Genomic DNA, 12801 nt, shown 5'->3' with positions numbered 1-12801 from the left:
CTGGGGAAAGGATCAGATCACGCGCTCGGCGAGCAGCGAGAATTGGTCGACCGGGCCGAGATCGTCCTGGTCGGTCAAGCGCGTTGGATAATCGCCGGTGAAGCAGGCATCGCAATATTGCGGCCGCACATCGGCGCGCTGCGCCTCGCCAAGGGCCTTGTAGAGCCCGCCGATCGAGATGAAGGCGAGGCTGTCGGCGCTGATGAAGTCGGTCATGCCGGCCACATCATATTGCGCGGCGAGCAGCTTGGCGCGCTCGGGCGTGTCGACGCCATAGAAGCAGCTATGGCGGGTCGGCGGGCTCGCGATGCGCATATGCACCTCGGCGGCGCCCGCATCGCGCATCATCTGCACGATCTTTAGGCTGGTGGTGCCACGCACGATCGAATCGTCGATCAGCACCACGCGCTTGCCGCCGATCAGTTCACGGTTGGCATTATGCTTCAGCTTCACCCCGAGATGGCGAACCTGGTCGCCCGGCTGGATGAAGGTGCGGCCGACATAGTGCGAGCGGATGATGCCCAGCTCGAACGGAATGCCCGAGGCCTGCGCGAAGCCGAGCGCGGCGGGCACGCCCGAATCGGGCACCGGCACGACGAGATCGGCATCGACCGGGCTTTCGAGCGCGAGCTGCGCGCCGATCGCCTTGCGGACCGAATAGACGCTCTTGTTGTCGACGATCGAATCGGGCCGCGAGAAATAGACATGCTCGAAGATGCAGGGACGCGGGTGGATCGAGCCGAACGGGCGGATAGAGCGAACCTCGCCCTCGGTCACGATCACGATCTCGCCGGGATCGACCTGCCGCTCATATTCTGCGCCGACCACGTCGAGCGCGACGGTTTCGGACGCGAAGATCACCGATTTGCCGAGGCGGCCCATCACCAGCGGGCGGATGCCCAGCGGGTCGCGGCACGCCATCATGCCCTCGTTGGTCATGCAGATCAGCGAGTAGGCGCCTTCCACCTGGCGCAGCGCATCGATGAACTTGTCGAGCAGCGTCCGGTAAGTGGAGGTGGCGACGAGGTGGATAATCGTTTCCGTGTCCGACGTGGACTGGAAGATCGAGCCGTTGCGCACGAGATCGCGGCGCAGCTTCATCGCGTTGGAGATATTGCCGTTGTGCGCGATGGCGAAGCCGCCGGTCGCGAGATCGGCGAACAGCGGCTGGACGTTGCGCAGCGCGGTCTCACCGGTGGTGGAATAGCGCACATGGCCGCAGGCGATCTCGCCTGGCAGCTTGCGGATCGCTTCATCCTTGTCGAAATTTCCGGCGACATGGCCCATCGCGCGCAGCGTGTGAAACTCACGGCCGTCGAAGCTGGTTATGCCCGCGGCTTCCTGACCGCGGTGCTGCAGCGCGTGCAGCCCCAACGCGACCATCGCCGCTGCCTTCTCGGCGCCCCATACGCCGAAAATGCCGCACTCCTCGCGCAGCTTGTCATCATCAAATGGGTGTGTCGTCAGCATGGCGGGGCGGCCCGTTCCCTCATCGCAGTTGGCGCGCATATAGGGAGGGGGAGCGGGTTTGTCGCCTGTTTGTCACATGGTTTACCGCAAATGGCGGGTCGGGGCTTGGCGAGCGGCCTTTTTGTGCGCTTATGGGACCATGACCGTTCCGCGCGACGCGAGCAGCACGCTCGATCCGAAATTTGATTCCAACGGCCTGCTGACAGCGGTGCTCACGCATCATCAGACTGGCGCGCTGCTGATGGTCGCGCACATGAATGAAGAGGCATTGGCCGCGACTCTGGAAAGGGGGGAGGCGACCTTCTTTTCGCGCAGCCGGGGGCGGCTGTGGAAGAAGGGCGAGACTTCCGGTCACGTCATGCGCGTGGTCGAGGCGCGGATCGACTGCGATCAGGATTGCGTATGGCTGAAGGTCGATCCGGCAGGTCCGGCCTGCCATACCGGCGCGGAAACCTGCTTCTTCCGGCGGATCGAGGGCGACGCGCTGGTCCGCGACTGAGCGCTGTTGACGTTCACGTTAACGTTAATATGATGCCGGGCATGCCGACTGCCCTGCAACATGCCCAGGTGGACACGCCCGATCCGCAGGATCGCGCCGAGTACACGATCTCGGACTTGTCCGAGGAGTTCGAAGTCACCGCGCGCGCGCTGCGCTTCTATGAGGATGAGGGGCTGATCGCGCCGACGCGGCGCGGCCTCAGCCGCATCTACACCAAGCGCGATCGGGCGCGGCTGGCGTGGATCCTGCGCGCAAAGCGCGTCGGGTTCAGCCTCGGCGAGATCCGCGAGATGATCGATCTGTACGACATCGGCGACGGTCGGCATGTCCAGCGCCGCGTGACGATCGAGAAGTGCGAGGCGCGGATCGACCTGCTCAAGCGCCAGCGCGAGGATATCGACGCCGCCATCGACGAACTGATCCGCTTCGTCGCGATGGTGAAGAAGGCGGAGTCCGACGCGAGCCGCTGATCTTCCGGCTCCAATCCGATCCGTTTCCGTGCGACATGGCGAGCCTGTTCGCCACCTCGACCGGAGCCATGATGACGCGACTCGAACCGGGCCAGCTTTGGGTGATGCGGATCAGGGCCGCGATCCTAGGATGCGTTCTGCTTGTGCCCGCCATCGTCGGAGGACTCGTCGTTCAGTCCGAGTTCGACTGGCCCGCGTGGTCGCCGCCGCTCATCGTCGCCTTGCTGCTGGTCTGGCCAGTGCTGATCGCGCCGGGCCGGCGCTTTGCGGCGTGGGGCTATGAGGAAGACGCGGATGCGTTGCTGATCGCGCATGGCGTGTGGACCGAGGAGCGGACCTTGGTGCCGTTCAAGCGTGTCCAGCATATCGATGTCGCGCAGGGGCCGATCGAGCGCGGGTTCGGCGTCGCGCAACTGGTGCTCCACACCGCTGGTACCGCGCACAGTCTCGTCGTGCTGCCGGGGCTGAGGCGCGACGCGGCAGAGGCGATGCGCGATCGGATCCGCAGCCACATCCGGCAGGAACCCGAATGAGCATGGATGAGGTCGCCGACCGGCGGCTCCATCCCGGCACGGCGCTGATCGGCTTCATCAAGGGATTGCCACAGATGGTGGTGGTCCTGCCGCTGATCGCGACACGCGCGAGCGGCATGGGCTGGCACATGCTGCTGCCGATCGCAGCGGGGGCGGCGGGACTGCTCGGTCTGCTGGCATGGCTGCGCTGGCGGCAGTTTCGCTACGGCATCGGCACCGATGGGCTGGTGATCGAACATGGCCTGATCGGCCGCACGCGGCGCACCATTCCCTTCGATCGCATCCAGGACGTCGATATCGAGCGCCGACCGCTGCACCGGCTGTTCGGCCTCGCGCGGGTGCGCGTCGAGACGGGGGCGGCCGGGCGGGACGAGGGCGTGCTCGACAGCGTCAGCCTGGCCGAGGCGGACAGGCTGCGCACGGCGATCCGGGCCGCCCGTGAGGTCGCGCCCGATCCGGTGACCCCAGCCATCCCGCAGCCGGTCGAGCGCAGGCGCGACGCCGTCTTCGCGATGACGCTGCCGCGCGTGCTGTTGCTGGGCCTTTTCAACTTCTCGCTGGTCTATCTCGCGGCGATCTTCGCGGTGCTGAACAGCGTCGATGATTTCCTGCCCTTTGATCTCTACGATCCCGGCTTCTATCTCGACTTCGCCCGCGACCGGGTACGAACCGACGCACCGACGCCGCTGCTGGTGCTGGCGGGAGTAAGCGTGGCGGTGCTGCTGGGCGTGTTGGCCGGCGTGGCACGCAGCGTATCGCGCGAGTTCGGCTTCCGGCTCGCCGCCGAAGCCGGCGGCTTCCGGCGGGAACGCGGCCTGTTCACGCGCAGCGAGGTGGTGATCGCCGCACGACGGATCCAGCTCGGGCTTGTCGAGAGCGGCCCGATCCGCGGCGGGTTCGGCTGGTCGGCGTTGCTGATGCAGACGCTGGGCGAGGGCAGCAAGGGCGAAGGTGGGCGGCAGGCCGCGGCACCTTTGGCGAACGATGCGGAGGTCGCGGATATTCTGGCGGCAGCGCGCATTTTGCGCCTGCCCGGGTCGGACGGGCTGCAGCCGGTATCCCGTGGGCACATCTGGCGTGCGCTGCTGCCGCGCGTCGGCCCCTTGTCGCTGGCGATCCTCTTCGGCGGCCTGTTTCTGCCGTGGGTGTGGGGCGGGTTCGTCATGGTGCTGCTGATCGCGGCATCGACGATCCTCGAACGGCGGCGGCATCGCTATCGCATGGATGGCGACATGCTGTTCATCCAGCGCGGCTGGTGGCGGCGACGGTTGTGGCTGGTGCCGGTGCAGCGGATCCAGGTGGTCGGGCTGCAGCGCGGTTGGCTGCAGCGGCGGTTGGGGCTCGCCTCGGTGGTAACCGACGTGGCGGGTGGATCGATCCTGTCCAACCCGATCGTCGAGGATCTGCGGGAGAGCGATGCGCGCGCGTTGTTCGATACTTTGCGCGCGGCGGCGTTGCGCCGCTGATCAGTTCGGCTGCGCGACCGGCGGCACGATCCGCGCAGCATCCTCGGCGGTGAAGCCGGCATTGTCACGCCAGCCCGGCACACGGCGCAGCGGCTGTTCGCCGAGCGGCGCGCTGCCGGGCGTCTTCATGCACTGGCGCGGATCGCGGCGCTTGAACTGGACACAATTCCACAACGGCTTCTCAAAGCCCGCCTCGCGGTTGCGGAGGAAGCTGAACGACATCGAGGCCCGGGCCTTCTCGGCATCCGCTGGCGAGCGGGGCGTGGCAGCGGCGTCAGTCCAGCCCATCACCTTGCAATAGCTGCGTTCGCCGCAGGTCTTGATCGCGAGGCTGGCATAGCTGTCGGCGGAGGCGCCGCGGTCGAGCGTGATGACGAAGGTGTCTCCGTCCTGCTGGCTGAGCTCGCGCGGGGCGCTGGCGGGGATCGCGGCATAGTCGGTCACCGTCTCGCCATCGACCATGCGGGTGGGGGCGGCCCCGGCATGGACGGTCGAGAAGGCGGCAAGCTTTGCGACGGCGATTTCTGACCCGCCGACCGGCCCGCGGAACGCATTGGCGCCACCCCACCAGCCACTCCACCGGAAGAAGAGGTGGGTGCCGACCTGCGCGATCTTGTCGAGGCTGGAGCTCCAATAGGGCACCACCCAGTTGGTGTGATAATGGGTGGCGTAGCCGACCGGGGCATAGACGCGCCCCTCGAGCGCAGCGGCGGCCCGCAGCCGGGCATCGCGCCATGCGGTTTCGGGCAGCACGCGGGCCAGCGCGCCGTCGCACGTGAAGGTAAACTGGCAGCCGGTCGTCCGCTCTGAGCCCTGGAAGACCACGCGGCACACCGTCTTGGGATAGGCCGGATGGCGGACGCGGTTGAGCACCACCTGCGCCACCGCGCGCTGCCCTTCGTCGTCACCGGTGCCGGCCTCATACATCATCGCCGCCGCCAGGCAGTCGATCGAGCGGGCGCGATCTTCGTCCGAACCGGCAAAGCGGAAGGGGGCGGCGGCCGGGTTGGGCAGGGTCGAGAAGGGCACGGCGGCGTTGATGGCCACCGCATCCATCGCATCGACGGCCTTGAGTTCGAGAGGCTCGACCGGAGGCGGGGGTGTCGGCGGACGCACGGCTGCAGCGGTAGCGAACGCCTTTTCGCGCTTTGGAGGCGTCTGCGAGAAGCGTGGACCGGCAACGACGAGCCATGCCGCCGCCAGCAGCCCGACCGCGAAGATGATCGGCAGCAACAGGGCGAGCCGGTCGGGCGGGCTGGTGGTGGCGTCGGTCATGGCGGATGTGAACTGCGGGCGGCTTACGCCTCCGGCAGGAAGTCCGGAACGGAGAGGTAGCGCTCGCCCGTGTCGTAGTTGAAGCCGAGCACGCGGCTGCCCGCCGGCAGTTCGGCGAGCTTCTGCGCGATCGCGGCGAGCGTCGCGCCCGAGCTGATGCCAACCAGCATGCCCTCTTCGCGCGCCGCACGGCGGGCCATTTCCTTGGCGTCGGCCGGATCGACCTGGATCACGCCGTCCAGCAGCTGGGTGTGGAGGTTGGCGGGGACGAAGCCGGCGCCGATGCCCTGGATCGGATGCGGCGCGGGCTGGCCGCCCGAGATGACGGGCGATAGGGTCGGCTCGACCGCGAACACCTTGAGGTTCGGCCACTGCGCCTTCAGCACCTGCGCGGTGCCGGTGATGTGGCCGCCGGTGCCGACGCCGGTGACAAGCGCATCGAGCGGAGTCTCGGCGAAATCGTTGAGGATCTCACGCGCGGTCGTCTCGACATGGACCGAGATGTTCGCGGGGTTCTCGAACTGCTGCGGCATCCAAGCGCCGGGGGTCTGCTCGACCAGTTCGAGCGCGCGCTCGATCGCGCCCTTCATGCCCTTTTCACGCGGAGTGAGGTCGAAGCTGGCGCCATAGGCGAGCATCAGCCGCCGGCGCTCGATCGACATGCTTTCCGGCATCACGAGGATGAGCTTGTAGCCCTTGACCGCCGCGACCATCGCGAGGCCGATGCCGGTGTTGCCGCTGGTCGGCTCGACGATCGTGCCGCCGGGCTGCAACGCGCCGGACTTCTCAGCATCCTCGATCATCGACAGCGCGATGCGGTCCTTGATCGACCCGCCGGGGTTCGAGCGTTCGGACTTGATCCACACCTCGGCATCGGGGAACAACCGGCTCACGCGGATGTGCGGGGTGTTGCCGATCGTCTCCAGGATGTTCGCGGCCTTCATATGCGCTTCTCCTCCAGCGGGGTATCCTCGAGCGTCTCGGGCGGTGCGAAATTGCGTGCCCGGCGAATCTCCGGAAACCAGATAGACCATAGAGCGGCGACGATGATCGCGCCTATCCCCCCGACGACGACGCCTGCAACGGGTCCGATCGCTGATGCGAGGAACCCCGATTCCGCCTCGCCCAGTTCGTTCGAGCCCGAGACGAACAGGGTCGAAACCGCGCCGACGCGGCCGCGCATGTCATCCGGCGTATAGAGCTGGATCAGCGACTGGCGGACATAGACGGACATCATGTCGGCGGCACCCAGCACGGCGAGTGCCGCGAGCGACAGGGGCATCGAGCGCGAAAGGCCGAAGACGATGGTGGCGACGCCGAAGGCGCCGACGCCGAGCAGCAGCTTGACGCCGACCCCATTCTTCAGCGGGCGCCAGGCGAACCAGGCGCCCATCGCGACCGCGCCGAGCGCGGGGGCAGCGCGGAGATGGCCCAAGCCCTCGGCGCCGACCTGCAGGATGTCGCGCGCGTAGATCGGCAGCATCGCGGTCGCGCCGCCGAGCAGCACCGCGAACAGGTCGAGCGAGATCGCGCCCAGCACCAGCCGGTTGCGACGGACATAGTGGAGCCCGTCGATCATCTGTGCCCATGGATTGGCAGGGCCGGTGATCGTGCTGCGCGGGACCGGGCGGATGAGCGAGAGCATCAGGAAGCTTGTCGCGAACAGGCCAGTGCAGATCGTGTAGGGCAGCCAATGCTTGGCGGCGTAGAGATAGCCGCCCATCGCTGGGCCGAACACAGCGCCGCACTGCCACGCCACCGAACTGAGCGCGATCGCGGAAGGCAGCACCGCCTTGGGCACGAGATTGGGAGCAAGCGCCTGCAGCGCCGGGCCGGCGAAGGCGCGCGCAACGCCGAGCAGCGCCGCGACTCCGAACAGTGCCGGCAATGTGATGGTGTTCGTGTAGGTGAGGATCGCCAGCGTCGCCGCGCAGCCCGCTTCCAGCGCCACCGCGCCGCGCGCGACCCAGCGCCGGTCGACGCGATCCGCGACCCAGCCGACGATCAAGGTCAGGACGAGCAGGGGCACGAACTGGAAGATGCCGACGAGGCCGAGCTGGAGCGCGGCCTCCCGCGGGCTCATCCCCAGGCTGGTGCGCGAGAAGTCATAGACCTGCCAGCCGATGACGATCACCATCGCGTTCTGCGACAGCGTGGTCGAAAGCCGTGCCGCCCAATAGCAACGAAAGTCGCGGAAGGAGAGGGGGGAAGGGAGCTTGTCCAGAGTCTTGTCCACGCGGGCGCTGTAGAAGGGAGCGCGCGGCAAAGGCAATGAGCGCTGTGATTACATCGACCATAGTCTGGCTTCGCCGCGCGCTCGCCTTGGATCAGGCGCGCAGGAAGCGGATCAGCGCCGCCGAGACCTCATCCTTGTGCGTGGCAAGCAGGCCGTGCGGGCCACCGTCGATCTCCAGCAGTTCGCTGTTGGCGATCATCGCTGCGGCCTTGCGGCCGGCCAGCGCGATCGGCACGGTGGCATCGGCGGTGCCGTGCATGACGAGCGTAGGCACCTCGAACGCGCTCATCTCCTGCCGGAAATCGGTGCGAGACCAGGAATCGACACAGGCCAGCGTGGGCAGCAGGCCGCCCTGCATCGCGAGCTGAACGGACCATTCGACGAGCCCTTCATGGCTGCCGACCGCCGCGCCGAGCGCGCCGACGCCATAGAAATCGCGCATGAAGCCCTTGAAGAAGCCGGGGCGGTCGGCCCTGATGCCGGCCTTGATCTCCTCGAACACGCTCGCCGGAGCGCCATCGGGATTGTCTTCGGTCTGCAGCAGGAAGGGGGTGACTGCGGCGATCAGCGCGGCCTGCTCGACGCCCGCGCCCTCATGGCGGGTCATGTAGCGCGCGACCTCACCGCCGCCCATCGAGAAGCCGACGAGGGCGGCACCGTCCTCGGCATCCATCGCTTCCATCACGTCGGCGAGATCGTCGGCCAGCGTGTCATAATCATAGCCATGCGCCGGCTGCTCGGAACGGCCGAAGCCGCGGCGGTCATAGGCGATCGCGCGAAAACCGGCCTCGGCCAGCGCCAGCGACTGATCGTCCCAGCTGTCCGCCGACAGCGGCCAGCCGTGGATCAGGATGATCGGCCGGCCTTCGCCCCATTCCTTGACATAGAGCTCGGTGCCGTCGCGGGTTTCGACATAGGCCATGGGATCATCTCCTTGGGGAAAAGGGTCGTCAGCGCAACGCCGCGCTGCGGCCCCCGTTCCTCCGCCGCCCAAGCGACGGCGCGATGACCATTTGGCGTCGACGCAGCGACAGTGATGGTTCGGCGCGGGCTGGTTGGACGGAAAAAATGTGGATCGAGCCCGATCGCAAAGGCGCGGAGGGCGCGAAGGTGACAAAGGTTACAGTGAAATTCGACCTGCCATATTGCTCCCCTGCCTCCGAGCGGAGTCGGAGCCCCATCGGCTGACGCCAATCGAGCTCCTGCGCGGCCCGCGCCTACACGGGACCAGCGCCACCGTGAATCGCGGGATAGGGGAGAATAGTACGCGACCGCCGCCCGGGAGCGGCGGTTCAACGTCAAGCCGCCTTCATGACCCGGTTCGCGACGAGATCGTCCACCACCGACGGATCGGCCAATGTCGACGTGTCACCCAGGGCCTGGGCCGAAACCTCGCCCTCGGCGATCTTGCGCAGGATGCGGCGCATGATCTTGCCCGAGCGGGTCTTGGGGAGGGCGGGGGCGAACTGGATCGCATCGGGCGTGGCGATCGGGCCGATCTCCATGCGCACCCACTTCACCAGATCCTGCCGCAGCGCGTCCGACGCTTCCTCGCCGGCGTTCAGGGTCACATAGGCATAGATGCCCTGGCCCTTGAGATCGTGCGGCATGCCGACGACGGCGGCCTCGGCGACCTTGGCGTGGAGGACGAGTGCGCTCTCCACCTCGGCGGTGCCCATGCGGTGACCCGAGACGTTGATGACGTCGTCGACGCGGCCGGTGATCCAGTAATAGCCGTCGGCATCGCGGCGGGCGCCGTCGCCGGTGGTGTATTTGCCGCGATAGGTGGTGAAATAGGTCTGGAAGAAGCGCGCATGATCGCCCCACACGGTGCGCATCTGGCCGGGCCAGGATCCGGCGATGACGAGATTGCCCTCGGCGGCGCCCTCCAGCACCTTGCCTTCGGCATCGACGATCTGGGGATCGACCGCGGGCATCGGCTTGGTCGCCGAGCCCGGCTTGAGGTCGGTCGCGCCCGGCATCGGCGCGATCATCGCGCCGCCGGTCTCGGTCTGCCACCATGTGTCGATGATCGGGCAGCGGCCTTCGCCGACAACCTCATGATACCAGCGCCATGCCTCGGGGTTGATCGGTTCACCGACCGTCCCGAGCAGTTTCAATGACGTGCGGCTGGTTCTTGTGACGAATTCGTCACCTTCCTTCATCAGCGCACGCAGCGCGGTGGGGGCGGTGAAGACGGTGTGGACCTGATGCCGGTCGCAGACCTCCCAAATCCGCGACGGGGTCGGCCAGTTGGGCACACCTTCATACATCAAAGTCGTCGCGCCATTCGCGAGCGGGCCATAGACGATATAGGTGTGGCCGGTGACCCAGCCGATATCGGCGGCGCACCACCAGATGTCGCCGGCGCGATAGTCGAAGCAGAGTTCGTGGGTGTAGCTCGCCCACAGCAGATAGCCGCCGGTGGTGTGGAGCACGCCCTTGGGCTTGCCGGTGGAGCCGGAGGTGTAGAGGATGAACAGCGGATCCTCCGCCTTCATCGGCTCGGGCGCGCACTCGGCGGGGACGGTTTCCGCCGCCTCATGATACCAGATGTCGCGGCCTTCGGTCATCGGCACCTCGGCGCCGGTGGCCTTGATCACCACCACCGATTGCACGCTGGTGCAGTGATGAAGCGCGGCGTCGACATTGGCCTTGAGCGGCACCTGCTTGCCGCCGCGGCGACCGCAGTCGCTCGTCACCACGATGTTGCTGTCGCAGTCGGTGATGCGGCCGGCCAGCGCCTCCGGCGAGAAGCCGCCGAACACCACCGAATGGACGGCGCCGATCCGCGCGCAGGCGAGCAGTGCGAACGCCGCCTCGGGGATCATCGGCAGATAGACGGTGATGCGATCGCCCCTCTTCGCGCCCGCCGCCTTCAGCACATTGGCGAAGCGGCAGACCTCGGCATGAAGCTGGGCATAGGTATAGCGGCGCGGCTCGGCCGAAGGATCATCCGGCTCCCAGAGGATCGCAGTCTGCTCGGCGCGGGTCGCGAGATGTCGGTCGACGCAATTGACCGAGACGTTGAGGACGCCATCGGCGAACCAACGGATGTGGAAATCATCCTCCGCGAAAGACCAGTCGCCTGCCACCGTCGGCGCCGTGATCCAGTCCAGCCGCCCCGCCTTCTCCAGCCAGAACCCCTCCGGGTCCGCCAGCGAGCGGGCGTGGAGATCGGCATAGGCTGCCGCATCCACGCGGGCGCCCTCGGCCCATTCGGTGGGGACGGGAAACAGGTCGGGATCGGCCATCGTTGCGGCATCCTCTCTCTTGGCTGGCATAAGCCGGGGCCGCCGATGTGCCAAAAGGTGCCGCGCGGGGGAAGGGGCAAGCGGGCGCTATTCTCATTCTTGCGGCGGGCAGCCCCCGGGCCAACCGCCAACACACCCCCAACACCCCCTAAGTCCCCCTAACGCCCCTTTAAGTCCCCTCAAGTCACGCGATAGGGGACAATTTCGCGCACATCCGGATCCACCAGGATGCTGCGATCGGCGGGCGGAAAGGCGCGCTGGTCGCAATCCTCGCGCGGGCACAGCCGGCAGGAAATGCCGATCGGCGTCGCCGCCGTCGTGGAGGCGATATCGAGCCCGTCGGCGTAGATGAACTCGGCCGCATGTTCCGCCTCGCACCCCAGCGCGACCGCGTAGCGCCGCGGCGCGCGGGCATAGCTGCCGCTGGGCTTCACCAGCCCCTTCGCCATCGACACGTAGCGCACGCCGTCGGGGGTCTCGGCGAGCTGTACGAGGATGCGATCGGGGATCGCCACCGCCTCATGCACGATCCACAGCGGGCAGGCGCCCCCGAAACGCGCGAATTGCAGGCGGGTGGCGGAGTGGCGCTTGGTGATGTTGCCGGCCATGTCGACGCGACAGAAGAAGAAGGGAATGCCGCGCGCGCCGGGGCGCTGGAGCGTCGACAGGCGGTGGCAGGCCTGCTCGAAGCTGACGCCGAAGCCCTGCCGCAGCCGGTCGATATCGTGCCGCATTGCGCGGGCGGTGCTGCGGAATGCCTCGTAGGGCATCAGCAGTGCGCCCGCCGCATAATTGGCGAGCCCCGAAGCGAGGATGTTCTCGGCGACCGCCGACCGCAACCGCGCCGATCCCGCGACCGCACCGATCGGTTCGACCAGTTCGATCGCGGCGAGTTGCAGCGCGAGCATGAAGCGGCGGCTTTCGGGCGGCAGCGCGCGATCGATGGCGAGCGTGCCGGCGGCGCGGTCGAGCCGGCGCAAGGGTGCGTCGTCGGACGGCGGCACCAGCCTGATCCCGTGGCGCTCGGCGAGCCGTGCGACGATCGCGGCTTCGGAGGCGTTCCCGCCCAGTTCGGCGGCGAGCGCCTCGGCGGCACGGTCGATCGGATCGATATAGTTGCCGGCCTCATGAAACCAGTCGCGAACCTCTTCCCACGGCAGGCGTTCGCTGCCCTGGACACCTGAGGAGATCGCGTCGTCGATGATCTGCAAGCGTTCCTCGGCGCGCCGATAGGCAGCGTGCAAGGTCATGAACCGATCGGTCAGCACGGGTTGCTGCGTGGCGGCGCGGTGGAGCGCGTCCGCGGGCGGCGGGGCGCCATCGAACAGCGGATCGGCGATCGCCTCGCGGAGCGCGGCGGCGCGGCGATCGGCATCATCGGCGTCGAAGATGCGCCAGTCGAGCGGGAAGGCGGCGGCCAGCCGGGCGACCACCGCCGGGGTCAGCGGGCGATCGTCATTCTCCAATTGCGAGAGATAGCTGACCGAAAGGTCGAGCCGCGCCGCCATCACGGCCTGCCCCAGCCCCTCGCGAATCCGCAAGGCACGCAGCCGTGCCCCTACGAAATGGCGCCGTCTCGCGGATAACCGTGCTTCCTC

11 protein-coding genes are annotated in these 12801 nt (G+C 67.5%); 4 read left to right on the top strand and 7 right to left on the bottom strand.

Going from position 1 to position 12801, the window contains the following annotated elements; all coding sequences use genetic code 11:
- Positions 1 to 12: 12 nt before the first annotated feature.
- Positions 13 to 1470, bottom strand: coding sequence for an amidophosphoribosyltransferase (gene purF, locus FHS96_RS07090; protein ID WP_429588770.1), 1458 nt, complete (start codon positions 1468 to 1470; stop codon positions 13 to 15).
- 139 nt (positions 1471 to 1609) lie between these two features.
- Here purF and hisI point away from each other — a divergent pair, with 139 nt between their 5' ends.
- The 4 genes from hisI to FHS96_RS07070 all read left to right on the top strand — a co-directional run bounded on the left by hisI (position 1610) and on the right by FHS96_RS07070 (position 4438).
- Positions 1610 to 1969, top strand: coding sequence for a phosphoribosyl-AMP cyclohydrolase (hisI, locus tag FHS96_RS07085; protein ID WP_429588769.1), 360 nt, complete (start codon positions 1610 to 1612; stop codon positions 1967 to 1969).
- A 41-nt stretch (positions 1970 to 2010) separates the two neighbouring features.
- The gene (locus FHS96_RS07080; RefSeq protein ID WP_429588768.1) at positions 2011 to 2439 is read left to right on the top strand and encodes a MerR family transcriptional regulator; all 429 of its coding nucleotides are present in this window, start codon (positions 2011 to 2013) and stop codon (positions 2437 to 2439) included.
- Positions 2440 to 2510: 71 nt separating this feature from the next.
- Positions 2511 to 2972, top strand: a complete 462-nt coding sequence (locus FHS96_RS07075) for a PH domain-containing protein (protein WP_429588767.1) — start codon at positions 2511 to 2513, stop codon at positions 2970 to 2972.
- A complete protein-coding gene (locus FHS96_RS07070; protein ID WP_429588766.1) occupies positions 2969 to 4438 on the top strand; it encodes a PH domain-containing protein in 1470 nt (489 codons plus the stop codon). Before FHS96_RS07075 ends, FHS96_RS07070 begins: the two co-directional genes overlap by 4 nt.
- Here the strand turns inward: FHS96_RS07070 and FHS96_RS07065 are convergent, their stop codons facing one another.
- The 6 genes from FHS96_RS07065 to FHS96_RS07040 form a co-directional block, all read right to left on the bottom strand.
- Positions 4439 to 5713: a cell wall hydrolase gene (locus FHS96_RS07065; RefSeq protein ID WP_429588765.1), complete on the bottom strand. Its 1275-nt coding sequence runs from the start codon at positions 5711 to 5713 to the stop codon at positions 4439 to 4441.
- A gap of 23 nt (positions 5714 to 5736) precedes the next feature.
- Positions 5737 to 6657 (bottom strand): cysteine synthase A, encoded by a 921-nt coding sequence (gene cysK, locus FHS96_RS07060; protein ID WP_429588764.1) that lies wholly within the window; start codon positions 6655 to 6657, stop codon positions 5737 to 5739.
- The gene (locus FHS96_RS07055; RefSeq protein WP_429589669.1) at positions 6654 to 7937 is read right to left on the bottom strand and encodes an MFS transporter; all 1284 of its coding nucleotides are present in this window, start codon (positions 7935 to 7937) and stop codon (positions 6654 to 6656) included. The genes cysK and FHS96_RS07055 overlap by 4 nt, the downstream gene beginning before the upstream one ends.
- 103 nt (positions 7938 to 8040) lie before the next feature.
- Positions 8041 to 8871, bottom strand: a complete 831-nt coding sequence (locus FHS96_RS07050; RefSeq protein WP_429588763.1) for an alpha/beta fold hydrolase — start codon at positions 8869 to 8871, stop codon at positions 8041 to 8043.
- A 376-nt stretch (positions 8872 to 9247) separates the two neighbouring features.
- Positions 9248 to 11203: an acetate--CoA ligase gene (gene acs, locus FHS96_RS07045; RefSeq protein ID WP_429588762.1), complete on the bottom strand. Its 1956-nt coding sequence runs from the start codon at positions 11201 to 11203 to the stop codon at positions 9248 to 9250.
- Between the two features lie 179 nt (positions 11204 to 11382).
- Entirely contained in the window at positions 11383 to 12744 is a 1362-nt protein-coding gene (locus FHS96_RS07040; protein WP_429588761.1) for a helix-turn-helix domain-containing protein, read from the bottom strand.
- Positions 12745 to 12801 lie beyond the last annotated feature (57 nt).

The organism is Sphingomonas zeicaulis, assembly GCF_050433225.1.
Lineage (GTDB): Bacteria > Pseudomonadota > Alphaproteobacteria > Sphingomonadales > Sphingomonadaceae > Sphingomonas_D > Sphingomonas_D zeicaulis.
Note: the sequence above shows the minus strand (reverse complement) of the source record. Positions and strands in the feature narration are given on the sequence as shown.